Annotated in this window: 25 protein-coding genes and 1 pseudogene; 14 read left to right on the top strand and 12 right to left on the bottom strand. The window is 33.9% G+C overall.

Annotation, left to right across the window (positions count from 1 at the left end):
- The first annotated feature begins 228 nt into the window (after positions 1-228).
- Positions 229-2,445 carry an FUSC family protein gene (locus tag FNW21_RS04580; protein ID WP_144255566.1) on the top strand — a complete coding sequence of 739 codons (2,217 nt, stop codon included), beginning with the start codon at positions 229-231 and terminating at the stop codon, positions 2,443-2,445.
- 91 nt (positions 2,446-2,536) lie between these two features.
- Here the strand turns inward: FNW21_RS04580 and FNW21_RS04575 are convergent, their stop codons facing one another.
- From FNW21_RS04575 to FNW21_RS04550, 6 genes are all read right to left on the bottom strand, one after another.
- Positions 2,537-4,033 carry a malate:quinone oxidoreductase gene (locus FNW21_RS04575; protein ID WP_144255565.1) on the bottom strand — a complete coding sequence of 499 codons (1,497 nt, stop codon included), beginning with the start codon at positions 4,031-4,033 and terminating at the stop codon, positions 2,537-2,539.
- 109 nt (positions 4,034-4,142) lie between these two features.
- A complete protein-coding gene (gene ruvX, locus FNW21_RS04570) occupies positions 4,143-4,559 on the bottom strand; it encodes a Holliday junction resolvase RuvX (protein ID WP_144255564.1) in 417 nt (138 codons plus the stop codon).
- Positions 4,560-4,835 (bottom strand): type II toxin-antitoxin system RelE/ParE family toxin, encoded by a 276-nt coding sequence (locus FNW21_RS04565; RefSeq protein ID WP_144255563.1) that lies wholly within the window; start codon positions 4,833-4,835, stop codon positions 4,560-4,562.
- A complete protein-coding gene (locus tag FNW21_RS04560; RefSeq protein WP_144255562.1) occupies positions 4,825-5,058 on the bottom strand; it encodes a hypothetical protein in 234 nt (77 codons plus the stop codon). Before FNW21_RS04560 ends, FNW21_RS04565 begins: the two co-directional genes overlap by 11 nt.
- Before the next feature lie 10 nt (positions 5,059-5,068).
- Positions 5,069-5,350 (bottom strand): type II toxin-antitoxin system RelE/ParE family toxin, encoded by a 282-nt coding sequence (locus FNW21_RS04555; protein WP_144255561.1) that lies wholly within the window; start codon positions 5,348-5,350, stop codon positions 5,069-5,071.
- Positions 5,340-5,573, bottom strand: coding sequence for a hypothetical protein (locus tag FNW21_RS04550; protein WP_144255560.1), 234 nt, complete (start codon positions 5,571-5,573; stop codon positions 5,340-5,342). The genes FNW21_RS04555 and FNW21_RS04550 overlap by 11 nt, the downstream gene beginning before the upstream one ends.
- A gap of 96 nt (positions 5,574-5,669) precedes the next feature.
- Here FNW21_RS04550 and FNW21_RS04545 point away from each other — a divergent pair, with 96 nt between their 5' ends.
- Together FNW21_RS04545 and FNW21_RS04540 are read left to right on the top strand one after the other, a co-directional pair.
- Positions 5,670-6,485, top strand: coding sequence for a 2,3,4,5-tetrahydropyridine-2,6-dicarboxylate N-succinyltransferase (locus FNW21_RS04545; RefSeq protein ID WP_144255559.1), 816 nt, complete (start codon positions 5,670-5,672; stop codon positions 6,483-6,485).
- 169 nt (positions 6,486-6,654) lie between these two features.
- Positions 6,655-7,689: a glycosyltransferase family 9 protein gene (locus tag FNW21_RS04540; protein WP_144255558.1), complete on the top strand. Its 1,035-nt coding sequence runs from the start codon at positions 6,655-6,657 to the stop codon at positions 7,687-7,689.
- Between the two features lie 5 nt (positions 7,690-7,694).
- Here FNW21_RS04540 and FNW21_RS04535 read toward each other — a convergent pair whose 3' ends face one another.
- Entirely contained in the window at positions 7,695-8,462 is a 768-nt protein-coding gene (locus FNW21_RS04535; protein ID WP_144255557.1) for a lipopolysaccharide kinase InaA family protein, read from the bottom strand.
- Between the two features lie 147 nt (positions 8,463-8,609).
- Between FNW21_RS04535 and FNW21_RS04530 the strand changes: the two genes are divergently transcribed.
- Positions 8,610-9,716 (top strand): glycosyltransferase family 4 protein, encoded by a 1,107-nt coding sequence (locus FNW21_RS04530; RefSeq protein WP_144255556.1) that lies wholly within the window; start codon positions 8,610-8,612, stop codon positions 9,714-9,716.
- On the opposite strand, the gene FNW21_RS04525 is transcribed toward FNW21_RS04530, so the two are convergent.
- From FNW21_RS04525 to FNW21_RS04515, 3 genes are all read right to left on the bottom strand, one after another.
- Positions 9,708-10,529, bottom strand: a complete 822-nt coding sequence (locus tag FNW21_RS04525) for a polysaccharide deacetylase family protein (RefSeq protein ID WP_144255555.1) — start codon at positions 10,527-10,529, stop codon at positions 9,708-9,710. The genes FNW21_RS04530 and FNW21_RS04525 overlap by 9 nt on opposite strands.
- A gap of 8 nt (positions 10,530-10,537) precedes the next feature.
- Positions 10,538-11,647, bottom strand: coding sequence for a glycosyltransferase (locus FNW21_RS04520; RefSeq protein ID WP_144255554.1), 1,110 nt, complete (start codon positions 11,645-11,647; stop codon positions 10,538-10,540).
- A gap of 68 nt (positions 11,648-11,715) precedes the next feature.
- On the bottom strand, positions 11,716-12,678 hold the full coding sequence (locus tag FNW21_RS04515; RefSeq protein ID WP_144255553.1) for a hypothetical protein: 963 nt from the start codon (positions 12,676-12,678) through the stop codon (positions 11,716-11,718).
- 65 nt (positions 12,679-12,743) lie between these two features.
- On the opposite strand from FNW21_RS04515, the pseudogene FNW21_RS04510 reads away from it, so the two are divergent.
- The 10 genes and pseudogenes from FNW21_RS04510 to FNW21_RS04465 all read left to right on the top strand — a co-directional run.
- Positions 12,744-12,878: pseudogene (locus FNW21_RS04510) on the top strand (L-threonylcarbamoyladenylate synthase); the annotation flags it as partial.
- Between the two features lie 121 nt (positions 12,879-12,999).
- A complete protein-coding gene (locus tag FNW21_RS04505; RefSeq protein ID WP_144255552.1) occupies positions 13,000-13,323 on the top strand; it encodes a coiled-coil domain-containing protein in 324 nt (107 codons plus the stop codon).
- A gap of 164 nt (positions 13,324-13,487) precedes the next feature.
- Positions 13,488-14,054 (top strand): L-threonylcarbamoyladenylate synthase, encoded by a 567-nt coding sequence (locus FNW21_RS04500; RefSeq protein WP_144255551.1) that lies wholly within the window; start codon positions 13,488-13,490, stop codon positions 14,052-14,054.
- 81 nt (positions 14,055-14,135) lie between these two features.
- Positions 14,136-14,519, top strand: a complete 384-nt coding sequence (locus FNW21_RS04495) for a GxxExxY protein (protein ID WP_144255550.1) — start codon at positions 14,136-14,138, stop codon at positions 14,517-14,519.
- 63 nt (positions 14,520-14,582) lie between these two features.
- Positions 14,583-15,995: a CCA tRNA nucleotidyltransferase gene (locus tag FNW21_RS04490; RefSeq protein WP_144255549.1), complete on the top strand. Its 1,413-nt coding sequence runs from the start codon at positions 14,583-14,585 to the stop codon at positions 15,993-15,995.
- A 60-nt stretch (positions 15,996-16,055) separates the two neighbouring features.
- Positions 16,056-16,367 carry a hypothetical protein gene (locus FNW21_RS04485; protein WP_144255548.1) on the top strand — a complete coding sequence of 104 codons (312 nt, stop codon included), beginning with the start codon at positions 16,056-16,058 and terminating at the stop codon, positions 16,365-16,367.
- Positions 16,340-16,648 carry a type II toxin-antitoxin system RelE/ParE family toxin gene (locus FNW21_RS04480; protein WP_144255547.1) on the top strand — a complete coding sequence of 103 codons (309 nt, stop codon included), beginning with the start codon at positions 16,340-16,342 and terminating at the stop codon, positions 16,646-16,648. Before FNW21_RS04485 ends, FNW21_RS04480 begins: the two co-directional genes overlap by 28 nt.
- 23 nt (positions 16,649-16,671) lie before the next feature.
- Positions 16,672-17,691, top strand: a complete 1,020-nt coding sequence (locus tag FNW21_RS04475; protein WP_144255546.1) for a COX15/CtaA family protein — start codon at positions 16,672-16,674, stop codon at positions 17,689-17,691.
- A gap of 83 nt (positions 17,692-17,774) precedes the next feature.
- A complete protein-coding gene (locus tag FNW21_RS04470; protein ID WP_144255545.1) occupies positions 17,775-18,548 on the top strand; it encodes a CDP-alcohol phosphatidyltransferase family protein in 774 nt (257 codons plus the stop codon).
- 204 nt (positions 18,549-18,752) lie between these two features.
- Positions 18,753-19,271 carry a SusC/RagA family TonB-linked outer membrane protein gene (locus tag FNW21_RS04465; RefSeq protein ID WP_144255544.1) on the top strand — a complete coding sequence of 173 codons (519 nt, stop codon included), beginning with the start codon at positions 18,753-18,755 and terminating at the stop codon, positions 19,269-19,271.
- Between the two features lie 2 nt (positions 19,272-19,273).
- On the opposite strand, the gene FNW21_RS04460 is transcribed toward FNW21_RS04465, so the two are convergent.
- Both FNW21_RS04460 and FNW21_RS04455 read right to left on the bottom strand, forming a co-directional pair.
- Positions 19,274-20,029, bottom strand: coding sequence for a LytR/AlgR family response regulator transcription factor (locus FNW21_RS04460; RefSeq protein ID WP_144255543.1), 756 nt, complete (start codon positions 20,027-20,029; stop codon positions 19,274-19,276).
- 43 nt (positions 20,030-20,072) lie between these two features.
- Positions 20,073-20,420, bottom strand: a complete 348-nt coding sequence (locus FNW21_RS04455; protein WP_144255542.1) for a 2TM domain-containing protein — start codon at positions 20,418-20,420, stop codon at positions 20,073-20,075.
- Positions 20,421-20,434 lie beyond the last annotated feature (14 nt).

Here is a 20,434-nt window from a genome sequence, read left to right as displayed (position 1 = left end):
TTCTCAAAGGGTTTACAAAGGATTCTCTTTTGAACTTTTTACCAAAAACGGTACAAAGTAAACGGGTTAAAAATGGAATGCTACAATTTTTTTTATTTTTCATGAAATGTCTACATTAGAACCACGAACAATTAACCGAAAAAAATTAAAAGAGTTTGTCGAGTTTGGACTAGCTTTATACCACAATCAAAATTTACAATTCTTACCTTTGCAATCAATTCAAAAAATATGATTGCTAAAATTCGAAATTTTACTGACAGCACTTATTTTACCAATGCGCTAAAAGTTACCATTGCTGCCGTTTTGCCTGTTTTATTGTTCTCGTTTTTAGGGCATTTTCAAACGGGTTTTACCATTGCTTTGGGTGCATTTTTTACCTATCCTAGCGACATTCCTAGTAGTTTAAAGCACAAAATCAACGGTATTCTTGTCACCGCATTTTTGGTGGCGGGCGTCAATTTAGTGGTTAATATTGTGTATCCGCTGCATTGGTTTTTTTATCCGTTTTTGGCGCTCTTAATTTTCTTCCTTTCTATGATTTCGGTATATGGACAAAGAGCGACTATGGTTTCTTTTTCGGCATTATTAACCTTTTCATTGGCATTTGCTCACATTCATTCGGGGTTAGAAATGCTCCAATATTCAGGATTATTACTTGTAGGAGGGCTTTTTTATCTCTTGATTTCATTGTTATTTTATTATATTAGTCCGCATCGCTACGCCGAATTACAAATTGCGTCTTGCATTAGTTTGACTTCGAAATACTTAAAATTAAGGGGCGATCTTTGGAAAATTGATGCCGATAAAAAAACAATTATCGACAAACAGTTGCACCTGCAAGTGGCCCTAAATACCATTCATCAAAACATTAGAAAGGTACTTCTAGGAAATCAATCTACTGTGGCAGCATCGGCTCAAAACCGAAAAGTGCTAATCGTTTTTATTGCACTTGTCGAGATATTAGAATTGGCTCTTTCAACTGCTTTTGACCATGATAAACTCCATCAAAAATTTGATGCGCATCCAAAAGTGCTTGTTACGTATCAAAATCTGGCTTACAATCTAGCGTCAACTTTGAAAAAAATTGCCAAAAGTGTCGAAAACAGAACCAAATATACCTACAAACATTCACTGCTTCAAGATTTAAATGCGCTGGAGCAAGCCATTTTAGAATATGAAAACAATCTAGGCAAAATAGAAGCTTCCGAGGGCGTATTCATGCTCACCACCATGCTGGAATACGCTGAAAAGCAAGTCGAAAAAATAAAAATTGTCGAAAAAGCATTTAGCCTGAAAATTAAAGAAAGTGATTTTAAAGGAAAAGATAAAGATTTAGAAAAATTTTTAAAACCACAATACTATCCCATTAGCACTTTGATTGAAAATTTTAGTTTTTCGTCTACGCTTTTTAGACACTCCTTGCGATTAACGCTGACTATTTTAATTGGTTTTGTAATCGGGCAATTGCTTCCTTTTCAAAATATTTATTGGATTTTACTCACCATAATTGTGATTATGCGACCTGGATATGGACTGACCAAGGAGCGTTCCTATCAGCGTACTTTTGGCACAATTCTAGGAGGATTAATTGCTTTTGGCATTATTTTATTGGTACATAATAGCATTTTAATTAGTCTTTTTGCGATTATTTCTATGCTATTGGGCTTTTCCTTTACACACATTAATTATCGAATAAGTGCCACATTTGTAACGATGTACATTGTTTTTATTTACGGAATTTTGACACCAAATATAGGCGACGTTATACAATACCGCATTCTCGATACCATTGTTGGCTCACTATTGGCATCGATGTCTAATTACTTTTTTTGGCCTTCGTGGGAATTTATGAATATCCCTATTTTTTTAGAAAAATCAATACAAGCCAACAGGAATTATTTACAAGAAATCTCCCTTTTTTACAACCAAAAAGGAACTGTTTCAACGACATATAAATTGGCTAGAAAAAATGCTTTCATCGAAATTGGGAATCTTATGGCATCGATACAACGCATGGTGCAAGAGCCTAAATCAAAACAAAAATTAGTCCCACAAGTCTATAAATTGGCGGTTTTAAACCACACGTTACTCTCCTCAATGGCCTCAATGGGAACGTATATTCAATCCCATAAAACAACATCGGCCTCCGAAGCGTTCAATGCGGTAGTGAATACAGTACTTAAAAATCTAGAAGAAGCAGTTGCTATTTTGAAAGAAGAAAACACCGAAAAAAGCACCGAAAATCCTGTAAAAGAAGATATTGCCAAGCGATTTACCGAACTTAAAAACATCCGATTCAAAGAATTAAAGGAGGGAAACACCAGTACTGACGCCGCTTTTTTATTAAAAATGCAAGAAGCGCAACTGGTAATTGAGCAATTGGTTTGGCTCACCAACTTATCCGAAAACATCTTGAAAAACACAAAAGCAGTAATGGAAACTTAAAAAAAGAATCCGTTTTTACTAGTTTGCGAATGGCAAAATAATAAAAACGGATTCTTGAAAATCCAATACTGCTTATGAAGCAATATGGCTATTAATTATTTAGTTTCAAAACGGCTGCTGTATTTTTTCTAATAGTATCCAATAATTCTGGTTTGTCGTTCAAAGTTTTCCCATAAGAAGGAATCATTGCCTTCAATTTAGTCTGCCATTCTGGGGTGTTTATTTGATCCTTAAAACAGTTGTGCAATAAATCCAACATGATAGAAACCGCTGTCGATGCGCCTGGAGAAGCTCCTAGTAAAACAGCCAAAGTCCCATCTTCGGTGTTGATAATTTCGGTACCAAATTCTAGGATTCCACCTTCTTTCTCATCTTTCTTGATTACTTGAACCCGTTGACCAGCGCGTTCTAGTACCCAGTCTTTGGATCGTGCTCCCGGAACATATTCGCGTAACGCATTAATTCTATCTTTTGGCGATTGACGCACTTGCTGAATTAAATATTTCGTTAAGGGAATGTTTTTTATTCCAGCGGCCAGCATGGGCAAAATATTATCCGCTTGTATCGACAAAGGCAAATCCGAATAAGAACCATTTTTTAAAAACCGAGTCGAAAATCCTGCAAAAGGGCCAAAAAGCAATGCTTTCTCGCCATTAATCATTCTGGAATCGATATGAGGAACTGACATTGGTGGTGCGCCCACGCTCGCTTTACCGTATACTTTGGCTTGGTGTTTTGCAATTACTTCTGGATTGGTACATTTTAACCATTGTCCGCTCACAGGAAAACCGCCATATCCTTTTCCTTCTGGAACATTGGCTTTTTCTAACAATGGCAATGAACCGCCACCAGCACCTATAAATACAAATTTGGTGTAAACTTTTCGTTTTTGACCCGTAGCCAAATCAACAATTTTAATTCTCCACGATTTGTCTTCTCTTTGTTTTAGTTTCTGAACTTCGTGATTAAAATAAAGGGTAACTCCGTCTAATTTAGACAAATGATCAAACATATTTCGTGTCAATTCGCCAAAATTTACATCCGTTCCAATGGCCATATTGGTAGCCGCAACTTTCTCCAGAGGTTTTCTTCCTTCCATAACAAGTGGCATCCATTGGGCAAGTTGAGCAAAATCAGTACTAAAAACCATTTGTTCAAAAAGAGGATTTTCATGCAATGCATCAAAACGTTTCTTGAGGTATTCTACGTTTTTTTCGCCCCAAACAAAACTCAAATGTGGGATACTTTTTATAAAATTTTCGGGAGAAGATACATATTCATTTGCTACCAAAAAAGACCAAAACTGTCTGGAAACTTCAAAAGATTCCGCTATACTTATTGCCTTCTTGGCACTTACTGTTCCGTCCTCGCTTTCGGGTGTATAGTTTAATTCACAAAAAGCCGAATGTCCTGTTCCAGCATTATTCCAAGCATCTGAACTCTCGGCAGCTGCAACATCTAAACGTTCGTAAATTTCAATTTTTAAATCGGGTTGCAATTCTTTTAAAATTACGCCAAGTGTGGCGCTCATAATTCCTGCGCCAATAAGAACTACATCGGCATTTGAACGTATTGTTGTGTCAGACATATCAAAAAAATTTAAGGTGCAAAGATAGTCCTTAAAATGCCAAAAAAAAACTTAAAATAACACAGAAAAGTTATGGATTGCGAAAACGATTTAGCTATTAAAATAGGTACTAAATCATTTTTCGAGTCAAATAATCCTGAAGCATAATTGTGGCCGAAATTTCGTCGATGAGTGCTTTATTTTGCCTTTGTTTTTTATTGAGACCGCTATCAATCATGGTTTGAAAAGCCATTTTTGAAGTAAAACGTTCGTCTACACGAATGACTTTCATATCGGGAAAATGGTTGGTAAAATGCGTGACAAAACCTTTTATAATCGAGGCACTTTCGGAGGGTTGCCCGTTCATTTGTTTGGGTTCGCCTATGAGTACGGCGGCAACATTTTCCTTGGAGAAATAATCCTTCAAAAAAGCAATAGCCGTTTGAGAAGGAACAGTTGTCAATCCCGAAGCTATAATTTGCAATTCATCGGTTACGGCAATTCCAGTGCGTTTTTGTCCGTAGTCTATAGCGAGGATTCTTGGCATTTATAAGGAGTTTTTATATTTTATGAAACCGAAAATAACGATACAATTTTGTTCGACATCTATTTCGTAAACGCAAGTATATACTTTAAAAACATAATCCCTAATATTTTCAAAATAAATTGATTTTTTGAATAGAAAAGGTTGTGTCAAATCTTTTTTTAATTTAGCAATCAAATCACTTTTAAATTTCCTTGCAGCTTGTGGCTTATCTTTTGAAATATAACGCACTTGATCATTCAATTTTTCTATAAATGTTTCTTCAAAACTAACTTTCATATTCCGAAATTGTTTTTTCAAGAATTGCATCTAACTCTTCAAATGAGTATAATTTTGCTGTACCATTATGAATTTTTTCTAAAGAAGAATCTAATTCTCTTTTAATCGCAATATAATTTTCATCTTTAGAAACTATTTTCAATTCATCCGAAGAGAACGAACTCAATAATTCTAAAATTTTGTGTTTTATATTAGGCTGAAATTCTATTGTAATAGTTTCCATAATTTTTTATTTATATTGAATTTCGGTGTTTCAAAATCGCAACAACTGAAACAAGTTCAAGTTCAGCATCAACCATAAAGACAACTGTATATCCTTTAAAAACATAATCCCGTATATTTTCATCTTCAAAATAAATTGATTTTTTGAATAGAAAAGGTTGTTTCAAATCTTTTTGTATCTTTTTAATTAATTCAATTTTGAATTTTCTGGCAGCAACAGGTTTATCTTTTGAAATAAAATTAATGATATCTTTCAAATCATAATTAAATTCAATAGTTAATTTAATCTTCATATTGTGATATCGTTTCTTCCAGTAAAATATCCAATTCCTCAAAAGTAGCATACACAACAGTTCCATCATGAATTTTATCAATTCTGGACTGAAGCATACTTTTTTCTTCTTCAAAAGTTACTCTTTCAGGAACTATTTTCAATTCATTTGAAGAGAACGAACTTAATAATTCTAAAATTTTGGCTTTTATATTAGGCTGAAATTCTATCGTAAGGGTTTCCATAATTCGAAATTAGTATACAAATATATAACATTTTCAATTCAATTTGGATTTTTGCTTTTGGTTAAAAATGGTATCTTTGTCAAAAATTTTTAAAAAATGAATCCACTACAACCCCTTATAGAGCAAGCTTGGGAAAACCGTGCTTTGTTGCAAGAAACAACCACAACCGATGCCATTAGAGCAGTTATCGAATTATTAGACGCAGGAAAACTACGCGTTGCCGAGCCTGTTGAAAACGGTTGGCAAGTTAACGAATGGGTAAAAAAAGCCGTTGTTATGTATTTCCCGATTCAAAAAATGGAAACATTAGAAGCTGGAATTTTTGAATACAACGACAAAATGTTACTCAAAAGAGACTATGCCGAAAAAGGCGTTCGTGTCGTTCCTGGAGCTTCTGCTCGTTATGGTGCTTACATTGCGAGTGGTGTTATTATGATGCCAAGTTATGTCAACATTGGTGCGTATGTAGATGCTGGTACTATGGTCGATACATGGGCAACTGTGGGCAGTTGTGCGCAAATTGGCAAAGATGTTCACTTGAGTGGTGGTGTAGGTATTGGTGGCGTTCTAGAACCGTTACAAGCAGCACCCGTAATCATTGAAGACGGTGCCTTTATTGGGTCACGATGTATAGTTGTAGAAGGCGTTCATGTGGGCAAAGAGGCTGTTCTTGGTGCCAATGTTTGCTTAACGGCATCAACAAAAATTATTGATGTAACTGGCGAAACTCCCGTAGAAATGAAGGGATTTGTACCAGCGCGTTCCGTAGTAATCCCCGGAAGTTATACCAAGAAGTTTGCAGCTGGCGAGTTCCAAGTACCCTGCGCTTTGATTATAGGTACTCGAAAACCATCAACAGATTTGAAAACATCCTTGAATAATGCGTTGCGTGAATACGACGTAGCGGTTTAAAATATAAATGCAAACCATTTTAATTCCAAATACCAATTGATCAATCAATTGGTATTTGGATTTTTTTATTTGAAAACTAAATTCTAAAAATTAGTTTTTTTTGCTTCAATTTGTAGTATTAAAAATTGATTTCTTTTCCCAGATGAAAATACTAGTGATACAACAAAAAATGATTGGAGACGTATTAATAAGCAGTATTATATGCAACAACTTGCGTAACGCTTATCCTGATGCTCAAATTGATTATTTAGTTTACCAAGCCACAACTCCTGTCTTGCAAGGAAACTCAACTATAGACAATATCATTCTGTTTCAAGAAAAACACCGCAAAAGCAAAAAAGAATTACTGCGTTTAGCGCTACAAATTAGGGCTAACCAATACGACTTACTAATTGATGCGTACTCAAAGCTCGAAAGTTGGTTGCTTGTATTATGTAGCGGAGCCAAAAGAAAAATCTCTTATGAAAAATGGGGACGTACCTTTTTATATACCGATACCGTTCCTCTTGAAAAAACACTAAAAACAAATCTAGGTTTAGCTATAGAAAGACGTCTTTCCTTATTGGAACCTCTGGGTTTAAAACAAAAAATTGATCCTTTCCCGAAATTATTTGTGACCGATTTCGAAAACCAAGAAGCACAAGCAATTCTCCATACAAATGGTGTTCGCAAGGACAGAAAAATAGTAATGATTAGCCTTCTTGGTAGCGAAACTATAAAAACGTATCCGTTAGACTATATGGCAAAAGTCGTTGACACCATTCCCGATAATCAAAATGTGAGTATTCTTTTTAATTATTTTCCAAAACAAATCCAAGAAGCAAAATTCATCTATGATTCTTGCAAAACGACTACGCAGGAAAAAATATATTTTAATGTTTTGGGTGGTGATTTAAGAGGTTTTATTGCCTTAATGAACCAATGTGACCTCATTATTGGTAATGATGGCGGCGCAATTAATATGGCAAAAGCATTGCAAAAACCAACTTTTATTATTTTCTCTCCTTGGATTGAAAAGAAAATCTGGGCCACATTTGAAGATGGCAAACAACATGTTGCAGTACATTTGAATGATTATAAACCCGAATTATTTGTTTCCGTTTCAGAAAAAGAACTTAAAAAAAACAGTCTTTCGTTGTATCAAAAATTCGAGCCCGACTTATTTAAGGAACAAGTAGTACTTTTTTTGAAAAGCAATCTTTAGGAGAATTACGATTTCCAAAATTTAAGTTTCTTTTTTAATTGCTGCTTTTTTGCAAATTCTTCTTGAAACTGAACAGTCTCATGCCACATTTTTTCGACTATTTCCGCTTCACTTTTTGCCGTGTAGCATTTTGAATATTCGTTACTCATTACTGCAATCATTTCTTTTTTTGGCGTCAAGCGACTAAAATTTTGCATTCTAGACTCAAAACTCATTTGATCGTGAAAAGCCATTCTATTTAAATCGACCAGATAAAAGGAGTATTTCCCGTTAGCTTCTTTTTTAATCAAAGTATTGCCTGGTGAATGGTCAAGAAATGCAATTCCGTGTTGATGCAAATCAAAAGTAAACCGTGTAAATTGCCTTAAAATAGTCTCGTGATTGGGATAATCTGGAATTTCTACAAGTTCTCTATAGGTCAATTCAACTTGAAGATGTTCGCTTATATAGTAACTTTTTTCCAATCCCAGCCAATTAAAATTTTCAAAATAAGCCATGGGTTGTGGCGTTCCAATTCCTTTCTCGAGCAAAAGGGTTGCGTACTCATAGGAGCGTTTTGCTTTTGATTTTCTAAAATATTTATAGACTACTTTATTAATCAAATTGGGCACTTTAAACGATTTTATATTAATTGTTTTGCCCTCAAATTCAAAAAGTTTTATGGTATTGCGTTGTCTATTGTCAAACAATTTTCCTGAAGAATTAAAATTAGCTATCCGTTCTTTTAACTCTTTTTCTTTCGAAAGAAATAATGCGTTAATAACAACTTCCATGAAATATATTTTATAAGTTTATGCTACAAAAATAAGAAAATGCGTTTCCTAAACGATAATATAACGGTACATTTATAAAAAATAGTTATAAAACGCTATTTTTGCTTTACGCTAAATTGTTCTTTATAACAAATCACTCGTAGCTAAATGAATATACTAAATATTACTTCAATTACGGAATTACGAGGTGGTGATATGCAATTGTACACGATGTATAACTTACTGAAAGCAGAAAATGACATTAAACAGTTTATCTTATGTCCTTCAAATTCAGTTTTAGCTACAATTTGTGAAACAGATCAAGCAAATTATTTTACGTATACTAAAAACAATTTAAAACTTAAGAATTTAATTCAAATGATTCTTGAAGTTTGCGAAAATCAAGCGATAGAAATCCTTCATGTACACGATTCAAAAGCATTAAATGCCGCATTGATAGCCGTTACAATTCTAAAAAAACCTCCAATTCTAGTATTAAGCAGGAAAAGGAACAATCCCATAAAAGACAAATTCCTGAACAGGTATAAATATTCGCACCCAAGTATTGCCAAGATAATTAGTGTTTCTAAAGCTGTTGAATCCATTTTTGACACTATAATTACCAATAAAGACCGTTTAACCACCATTTATGATGCGATTGATGTGGCAAAATTTAGTCAAAAAACTAACAAAAGCTTCATTCACCAAGAATACAATCTCCCCCATAACACACTGCTTATTGGCAATATTGCAGGACTTACCGATCAAAAAGATCTCTATACCTTTATTGATGCCGCCAAAAAAATTAAAGAAAAAAACAAAACCAATTTGCCCATTCGCTTTGTTTTGATTGGTGACGGCCCACTTAAGAACGATTTAACTGCCTATGCCCAACAAAACGGTCTAGAAAAAGACCTTATCTTCATGGGGTATAGGAACAATGTCGCTGATTTATTGCCTGAATTTGATGTTTTTTTAATTACTTCCATCACTGAAGGATTGCCACTTACGGTTTATGAAGCTATGGCCTGCAAAATACCCGTTGTAGCCACTAAGGCAGGTGGAATTCCAGAAGTAATAATTAATCAAGAAACCGGTTTTTTGGCTGCATGTAAAGACTACGAAACCCTTTCGGATTTGGTACTAGAAGCCATAACTAATAAAGTTTTAATAGAAAACATAAAAAACAAAGCCTTTGATTTAGTTCAAAAAAACCATGACTTGTATGTAATGAAAGCTAATTATTATTCGTTTTACAAAACGTTATTAGAATAATTTTTTTCTTCCAAAGGTCACTTTCTTTTTAAAATCTTCCATACTGTCTAATCCTCTAATGTCGATACGTTGCATTTTATACCGGTTTTTTATAGGAAGTATATTAATCCTGTTTCCTATTCGCAAAGCGTATTGAATTCCATATTTTTCAAGCAATTTGAAAAATGCCTGTTGCTTTGCTCCTTTTTTTCTATAATATCCTCCAAAAGTATATGCCAAAGCAGGAAAAACAGTCAATTGCTCTTTTGCAATTATTTCGTGACATAACTGCAAATCTTTTTCTATTTCATCAAGTGTCAAAAGTGCGTAATTGTCATGTTTAAAGGTATGAAAGCCCAACTCCACATGAGAACCTATTGCCAGTAATTGCTCTTTGTTCATTAAAAACATAGCGTCATTGATAAATTTTCCACCCCAATCTACTTTTTGACCTATTCTACCTAAAACCATAAAACAAACGGCTTTAAAATTGTAGTGCTGCAATAATGGATACAACTCGGTATAATTGTCAACAAAACCATCATCAAAAGTTAGAACAATTGATTTTGGTGGTAATTGTTGTTTGTTTTTTATCAATTCATCAACTTCGGATAACCAGAGCGTGGTGTACGAATTGTTTTTAAGGTATTCAAATTGCGCTATTATCTTTTCCTTCCTAATTGTTATTTGATCCTCAAAACCATTTGTAGAAATAGAATGATACTCTAAAATTCTTAATTTTTTAGAGGCTGGAAAAAAAAGCTTGTATTGAATATTCAGGAAAACTAAAAAAACAATTAAAACGACCAATAATAAGAGTAATGTATATAGCATATTAAATTTTAACTTAAATTATTCATAACTTCATTCAAAATATTGAAGATTTTTGCCCCAATGATTAGTCGTGTAGAAGTAGCCATCAAAAAATCATATCCATTGGCTGTAAACTGCTGTTGCTTGTTGACATCCCCAATGAGTTCCTCTACTTTATTTGCAAAATCAATTGGATTACCTACCTCTGCCAATAAGCCCGTTTCATTATCTATCAAAACCGTAGGAATTCCTCCTGCCCTTGCTGCTACTACAGGAACTTTGCAAGCATAACTTTCTAGAATTACGCCTCCTGTTGCTTCACTTTTGGAAGTAAACAAGAACAAATCCAGCTCTGCCAAACATTTATTGACATCTTTTCTAAAGCCTGCAAAAATGATTTCGTTTTGCAATCCTTTTGCTTTAACATATTCCTTAATATCGGACTCCAATGCCCCATCGCCTATCAAGATATATTTGGCTTTCAACCCTCTTTCAAAGAGCTCACCTACGGTGTCAACCCAAGTATAATGATCTTTAACTTTTGAAAATGCCGAAACATTGCCTATAATTTTATAATCTAAAGGAATATTAAATTCTTTGTGAAGAAATCCAGTTCTCCTGTTATGAACAAAATTTTCAGTATCCACAACACTTCCTACTACAGTCATCTTGTTGTGATCCGTAATTGCTGATTTTAATATTTCGACAACGGGTTGAGAAATACAAACAATTTTTTTTATTCCTTTATAATTGTATTTGTATTTTCGAAAAAAGTTAGTACCTACATTTTTAATTAACGTTCTAAATAAAATCATTGGCACTTTCAAACCAAAAAAAGTAGCTGATAAAACCCCAATAGTATGCGCTTTGCTATTGTGAAGCAAAATTACATCGGTTTCAAAATCCGCTACGAGCTTTTTGAATTTTTTGGCAAATTTAAGACTGTATTCTGATTTAAAATCAAATGTCATTACTTGCAAATTTCGTTCTACTGCTACTTTATAAATTTCTGAATTCGTTGCACATACAATTACCTGATGTGTTACCAAGGAATTATCCCGTAACGATTCATAAATATCTACAATCATTTGTTCGTGACCCCGCCAAACTTTAGAAGCCGTAAAATGTATCAGTCGCATTTTTTTTGGTTTTAATATTGTAAAAGTAATTCAAATTTTAAATTAAAAGATAGTAAAATACTTGTTTTTTATTGCGCCACGTCAATTTCAAAAACTTTCAAAATCCAGTTTTTCAAGGTATACTTTTCTAGAATTTCAGGTTTTATAGGTATGTATGGTGTTTCGAAAAAAGCTTTAGGAATTTCGTAATTCTCCTCTGAAATGACAAAAATATTATTTGCGTTGTAAAAATCATAATTAACAATATCCTGATTATTGGTTATTAGTTTTTTGCTGTAACCAAGCGCTTCAAAAACACGAAAACTCAATCCACATTGGTTTTTAAATTGAAGATCAACCAACACTAAACTAGCCGAAATTATATTTTTTACCTCCTTGATTGTCAAATAAGTATTCGTTACTTCAATATTTTTATGTTCGCAGAATTTATCGGTTTTAACTATAAACTGAAACAGTATCTTATTTTCAGAGAAATAGCAAGCTAGTTTTTCTAGAAAAGGAAATCTTGAATCATACGATGATATATTAAACACCTTATTTCTAATTTCGTTACAATCAATTGTATCGTCAAAAATATAATTTGTCAAAAATGTAAAATTATATTTGGCTACATCCTTTTTATCATAACTGTAAATAGTGTCAAAATAAGGAATTGTCTTTTTTTGCTCCTTATAATTTTCGATTCCATCAAAAAGGAAACAAGACATTTTTAGGGCATGCTCTCTTAAAAAAAGCAGTGTCTTGCTTTGAATTTTATCGGGTCTAATTACAAGAATTTGATCCCAAACGGTTTCCCCAAGAAGCTCTTGTATTACTTTGGTTTTATTTTGTTCCTTTAATCCTGCAAACAAAAACAGTTTCAAAAATGAATTCGCCAGTCTCGAAAAACTATTTTTATATGAAAACGGAATCGCATCAATATTAATATACGTCAAATCAACAGCATTCGAAGCTTGCAATTTCTCGACCAAAAAATCAATATATCCAAAAGAATGAGTTGCTAGTATTGCTATTGTTTTAGTCTTTGACATTATTGTTATCTTTGCAAAAAATTATACCGCACAAAAGTAGAAAGTTATTTAACAATTACTCAATAATGACCCAAGAAATCCACAACGCCCTCGAAATCATAAAAAAAGGTGGCCTCATTCTCTATCCTACCGATACCGTTTGGGGAATAGGCTGCGATGCCACAAATCCCGAAGCAGTTGCCAAAATATACCAACTCAAACCTGTATCCTAGAAACAGGTCAGTTTTTCGAAACATATTCAAAAATAGTTACAGGAATAAAAAAACAGAAATCTAAATTATAGCAAAAAAAAGATTATTTTTGTAAAACAAATATTTAATTATGAATACTGTAAACTTAAATTTATATCAGATATTAAAAACCGATTTCAAATTATCTGATGCAAAAGCGAAAGAATTTGTTGATGCTATTAGAGAAGAAGTGCAGAATGATATCAAATATGAAAACTCTGATTTTAAAAGTTCTGTCAAAGAAGACTTTTTGAAACTGGAATTAAAATTAGAACAAGTCAACACAAAAATAGAATCCATAAAAGGAGATCTGAAAAATGAAATAAAAGAAAGCAAAAACGACATGCTAAAATGGTTTGTTGGGATGTTTTTTGCATTGGCATTGATGATTATAGGATTGTATTTGAAAAAATAATTTTGAAAATAAAACTTAAAAAGTTTGAAATAGGATTTGTATCTTATTTCGAACTTTTTTGTTTTACGAAAATTAATCCAATGTCAACTGCACCATTTCGTTTAATTATTTCCATACCCTTTGACTCCAAATAAAACACCTTTGTCAATTATAAAAAACCCAAAATGGACATTAATCAAGAAATCCACAACGCCCACGAAATCATAAAAAACGGTGGCATCATCCTATATCCTACCGATACCGTTTGGGGAATAGGCTGCGATGCCACAAATCCCGTAGCAGTTGCCAAAATATACCAACTCAAACAAAGAGCCGAAACCCAAAGCATGATTTGCCTGATGAATGGCGAAAAAATGATGTACAACGTTTTCAAGGACATTCCGGAAGTGGCTTGGCAAATTCTAGATATTTCCGAGAAACCAACAACTTTAATTTTGGACAATCCACGAAATGTAGCCCCAAACTTAATCGCTCCAGATAAAACACTAGGAATACGAATTGTAAAAGACCCTTTTTGTTTCAAACTTCTAGAACGAATGAAAAAACCACTCGTTTCTACCTCCGCAAATATCTCTGGACAGCCCACTCCTATTGCTTTCAAAGACATTAATCCCGAAATTATAAAAGGTGTCGATTATGTTGTAAATTTGCACCGTGAAAAAATAGGAGGAAAACCATCTACGATTATAAAACTCACAAATGACTCGCAGGTAAAAGTGATTCGGAAATAAAGTTTAACCACTAATTTGAAATATTTTTTGCCGCAGATTCGCTGATTTTAGCTTTATAAATTAATATGATTTTTTATATTTATGGCTCAATATTTATTTGAAGAAGAAACATATAAAATAATAGGTATTTTATTTGAAGTCCATAAAAATCTTGGAAAAGGATTTTCGGAAATTGTATATAAAGATGCATTAGAGTATGAATTTAAAATAAATAATATTCCGTTTGAACGAGAAAAAGAATATGTGGTAAATTATAAAACCACTGTTTTAAATCATAAATTTTATGCTGATTTTGTCGTCTTTGACTCTATAATTCTTGAAATAAAATCTTGTGAATCTTTTAGTAGCAGTCATATTTCACAATGCTTAAATTATTTAAAAGTTTCAAATAGTAAATTAGCTCTTTTAGTAAATTTCAACAAAACCTCTTTAGAACACAAACGAATAGTAATGTCAAAAAATTAGCTGAAAATCAGAGTTTACAATATAAAATCAGCGAATCTGCGGCAAAAAATAGTGCCAAATCGAATGAACTACAAATCAGCTTTAAACAATACAATTTTCGAAGTAATCGCTCAAGCTTCCCAAGAACTTAATGTAGACAGTTACGTGATTGGTGGCTTTGTTAGGGATTTACTATTGAATAGAAACTCCAAAAAAGACATCGATATTGTTGCCGTAGGCAGTGGTATTGAATTGGCTTTGAAGGTTTCGTCACTATTACCTAACAAACCAAAAGTGCAAGTTTTCAAGACTTATGGCACGGCTATGCTCCAGTTTGAGGGTGTCGAAATTGAGTTTGTTGGTGCTCGAAAAGAGTCCTACAATCTCGAAAGTCGCAATCCAGTTGTCGAAAATGGAACCTTGCAAGACGACCAAAACCGCAGGGATTATACCATAAACGCACTTGCAATTTCTTTAAATCCGCATAATTATGGCGAATTAATAGACCCGTTTGATGGGTTAAAGGATCTTGATTCCAAAATCCTCCAAACGCCTTTGGATCCGGACATCACTTTCTCTGACGATCCTTTGCGAATGCTTCGTGGGATACGATTTGCCACACAATTGGGTTTTGAGATTGAAGAAAAATCTCTGAATTCGATTACCAAAAACGCCGAGAGAATCAAAATCATTTCCGGAGAACGCATTGTAGAGGAATTGAACAAGATTCTTTCTACTGAAAAACCTTCGATTGGATTTTTATTGCTTTATAAAACGGGGCTTTTGGATATTATTCTTCCCGAACTTACAGCACTAAATCAAGTCGAAGAAATAGAAGGACACACGCACAAAAACAATTTCTACCACACGCTTGAGGTAGTTGATAATATTTGCCCCAATACCGATGATGTTTGGCTACGTTGGTCAGCATTGTTGCACGATATAGGCAAAGCTCCCACCAAACGTTTTAACAAAAAACAAGGTTGGACGTTTCACGGTCATGAATTTTTGGGCGGAAAAATGGCCAAAAAAATATTCGAACGTTTACACATGCCTTTAAATCACAAAATGAAATTTGTGCAAAAAATGGTCATGATGAGTTCCCGCCCAATTGTTTTATCGCAGGATACCGTGACCGACTCGGCAGTGCGTCGCTTGGTTTTTGATGCTGGCGAGGATGTAGAAAATCTAATGACGTTGTGCGAAGCTGACATCACCACCAAAAATCCTCATAAATTCAAAAAATACCACAGCAATTTCGAAATCGTCCGCAAGAAAATTGTGGAAGTCGAGGAGCGTGATTCGGTGCGAAATTTTCAACCGCCCATTACGGGAGAGGAAATTATGGCACTTTTTGATTTAAAACCCAGTCGTGAAATTGGCGTTTTGAAGGAAGCCGTAAAAGAAGCCATTCTAGAAGGTGAAATTGCCAATAATTATGAGGAGGCGTATGCTTTTATACTAAAAAGAGCCGAGAAAATGGGTTTGAAAAATTAATCAACTTCAGGTTCACCGTTTTTCAATAATTTTCGATAATTTTACTAAAAACTAGCCATTATGACGATTTCCGAATTAAAAACAGCACTAACAGCAAAAATCAGTGCGACCAATAATATTGATTTACTAGTGAAACTAAATGAGGTATTGAATTCAAAAAATGAGCCCGAATTAGAAAACCATTTAACGATAGTCAATGAACCCGTTGCAATTTATGAAAAAACGAGTACCGAGGCAGTCTATATTTTTAACGAATGGCAACAAAAACGAATTGATATTGCTTTGAAACAAGTTGAAAATGGCGACTATATTTCTGACGAAGAAGCACAAATTGAAATAGAAAAATGGTTCGAGGAACAAGAAGAAAAATAGTTTGGACAAGTTTTGCTAGAGCATCAAGAGCTTCCATTTTTGCCTATTGGAATAAGAGAAACAAATCTACTCTGTATAGCAAGAAACTCAATGTGCTATTTCAAGAATCATTGCAATTACTACTTACTTTTCCAGAGAGTTCCATAAAATCTAGCAATCAAAATGTTAGACTAAAAATCGCAAGTCATTTCGAAATTATTTATTCCGTTTCAGATACCCAAATTCTCGTTCTAGACATTTGGGACACCAGACAAAATCCATCACATTACCCAGTAAAATAACACTGAAATTTGTTTCAGCATCCATGAAAAAATACTTCCTCAAAACCGCAAAAATCGCACTCGTTTTAGTTTATTTCGTTATTGTAGCAGGAGCGCTTGTCCGCATGACAGGCTCTGGAATGGGTTGCCCCGATTGGCCAAAATGCTTTGGATATTACATTCCGCCAACTGATATTAAAGAACTTACTTGGACTCCCAACCGTGCTTTTGAAGAAGGGCAGGTCATCATAAAAGACGAAAAATTGTGGGTAGCCAAAACCGATTTCAAAACCGAAACAACTTTTGACGAAAGTCATTGGCGACCGTATTCCAAACACGATTATGCCATTTTTAATGCCGTAGAAACTTGGATCGAATACATGAATCGTCTAGTGGGAGCATTGGCCGGAATTGTTGTTTTTGCAATGGCAGTTTTGTCTGTTTCTTTTTGGAAAAAAAACAAAAAAATCACAGTATTATCTTGGAGCACCGTATTGCTGATGGGATTTCAAGGATGGCTGGGTGCGAGAGTGGTTTACTCGGTGCTGAATCCCATAAAAATAACCATTCACATGATCGTAGCCTTACTTATTGTAGCGGTTTTACTTTATATTATTAGAACCGCAACAGGAAAAATAACTACTTTTAAAACCGATAAAAGGGTCCAAAACATACTACTTATTACGCTATTTTTAACGGTAATACAAATTATACTGGGAACGCAAGTGCGGCAATATGTTGATGAACAGATAAAAGTTTTGGGCTATAACCAAATGCAATTGGTGCTCGAAAACCCAACCGTTACGTTCTATATACACCGTTCGTTTTCGATTTTGATATTGGCTTTGAATGCTTTTTTATGGTTCAGAAACAGCAAAATACAATTGGGTTTCGCCAAAATAAATTGGGTACTATCCTTTATTGGAATCGAAATTATAACCGGAATAGCGATGTATTATTTTGATTTTCCGTACACATCACAACCCATTCATGTCGTTATCGCATCGTTGCTCTTTGGAGTTCAGTTTTATTTAATTTTAGAAAGTCGAGAATCAAAAATTTAACTAGTGTTTACTGCTTTTCGTTTTCAAAATAGCGGTACATTTGCCAATTGACTATATTGTCACGTTACTCTTTGTTCCTATAAATGTCTAAACTTGCAGCTCAAGATAAGTTCCTAGATTTATCAGATTACGGTCGTCCTTTTGGTAAATTTTTTGCCAATAAACTAAAAAATACCCGGTTCACGCCCATACACGTCACCTTCCTTTTTGGGGTTTCGGGGCTGATTGCTATATACTGCATTTTGCAAGGGCATTACTTTTTTGCAGGTTTTTTTATTGTTTTAAAATCAGCAATTGATGCTGCCGATGGCGAATTGGCACGACTCAAAAACACGCCTTCGTATGTGGGGCGTTATCTGGATAGTGTGTTTGACATCGTTCTCAACTTTCTGTTTTTTATGACGATTTGTTATGTGTCAAAAACCACTTTTGGGTTTACTATTTTGGCTTTTATTGGCATTCAATTGCAAGGGACTTTGTATAATTATTACTACGTTATTTTGAGAAACAAATCCGTAGGAGGCGATACTACAAGCAAGATTTTCGAGTATAAATCGCCCCGTGCTTTACCTGGCGAAAGCCAAAAGTGGGTCGATATTTTGTTCCGAATATACAGTATAGTTTATGGCACTTTTGACAAAATAATTCACGCATTGGATCCCGAAGCCTACAAAGTAAAAACCTTTCCTAACTGGTTCATGACGCTCTTGTCGGTTTATGGATTGGGCTTTCAGCTACTCATTATTGCAGTCATGTTGCCCCTGCATTTGATTGAGTATATTGTACCTTTTTTTATCGTTTACACCTTGTTTATTTTTGTTCTAATTGGAATCCGAAAAATAATTTTACCTGCTTAAAACCATCATAGAAATAATCTATACTTGGAATTTATGCAATTAACAATCAGTATTTTAAATAAAATCATTTAAACTATTTTATAACTTTAGAACACAAAAAAAACAGGTTTACTTTTGTTTATAAAGGTTAAAAAAAGAAGCACTATTTTAAATTATTTTTTGATTATGTTTGAACAACAATCGCTTATCTTTGAATAAAAAACTATGAAAAACGCCTATCTAGCACTACTCTTCTTTTGTATTCAATATTCGTATTCGCAAGGAAAACAAAATCCATTAATTGTATTAGACGCCAAAAAAATAGGATTTATGCAGGATTTGTCTAAAGAAATGGAAGCACTAAATCCCAATGATATTTCGACTGTAACGGTTTACAAAGACAGTATTGTTTGCCAAAAATACGGTTCGAATTCTGGAGTGATTGTCATCACTACAAAGAAGTTTATTCTGGATACTTTTTATAAAAACTACATCGAAAATTCAGGACTAAAAAACGACATTCATGTGCCAGATGATTTGCTTAAAATTGGAATTGTAAGTCATAAACCAGATAGTAAAAATCAACCGTATGATGAATTTTACAACTACATTGACACTTATACTTTGAGTGAAAAAATAAAAAAAATAGCGGCTATAACTTTTTTAAAACCCGAAGACGCGCTGAAAATAAACCCCGAATGGAAGTTGGGAGCATTAGAAATTAAAGGAGAAGAAGAGTATTAAAACTACCCAATCCAATTTTTGAAATCGGATACTTTTTCTCTACTCACCACAACCTCATCGTCCTTGTATGTGGGCAAAATAACCTTTAGTCGGGAGTTACTATACACCACGATTTCCTTGATTGCCTGAAGCGGAATAATAAATTTACGGCTAATGCGGTAAAAAGCTGCAGTGTCTAATTCTTGTTCCAAAAGCTCTAAAGTACTTTCGATTAAATAATTTCGGTTGTCGAAGGTGTGTATGTACGTTCCTTTATTTTCACTAAAAAAGCATTCAATTTCCTCGGTAGCAATTACCTTTAAATGTTGTCCAATTTTGACAGTGAATCGCTTTTTGAAACTTTTTTCAAATGGGTTTGCCAACATTCGTTTTATTTGATCAAAGTCCAGTTGTACCGTTTCTTTTTTGGGCAATCTTGCTTTAAATTTAGAAACTGCCTCCGCTAAATCCTCTTCGTCAATGGGTTTCAGTAAGTAATCAATACTGTTTAGTTTGAAAGCGCGTAAGGCATATTCGTCGTAAGCGGTGGTAAAAATCACGGCACTCTTGATGGTTATTTTTTCGAAGATTTCAAAGGATAATCCATCGGACAGTTGAATGTCGAGAAAGATTAAATCAGGGTGTTCGTTGCTACTAAACCACGCGATTGATTCCTCTACAGAATGCAGCATTTTGCCTACTGAAATGTTCAGTTTTTCTAGTTTGCGTTGTAGCAATCGGGCTGCTGGTTTTTCGTCTTCAATTATTATAGTTGTCATATTTAAAATTAGAAGTTAGAGAATTGCAAGTTGAATACTATTTTCATTCCCAATTGTCGCTTTTATCCTTGTTCATGAGTTCTTTAATTTTCTTTTCTTCCCAATTCTGACCTAAAAAAACAGTACTCCCAAAAACCGATAATCCATGCGCTAATAATCCAATTCCCCAAAATAAGGCTGTCGAAAAAGTTTCCCATCGAAAGAAAATTTCATTACCAAGCAAACTCCTATTGAAGCTTGAAATAATGATAAAAGTATTCACGAGTACATAAACCAAGACGTGAATATAAAACCCTTTGATTTTTTTCACTCGTCTATAGGCTAAATTATATTTCTCGTCTGGAGTATCTGCTTGATAATCCGCAAAATTTCTTTGTGTAAATCGTCCCATTGTATTGTTTTTTT

The sequence above is a fragment of the Flavobacterium restrictum genome (assembly GCF_007097245.1).
GTDB lineage: Bacteria > Bacteroidota > Bacteroidia > Flavobacteriales > Flavobacteriaceae > Flavobacterium > Flavobacterium restrictum.
Note: the sequence above shows the minus strand (reverse complement) of the source record. Positions and strands in the feature narration are given on the sequence as shown.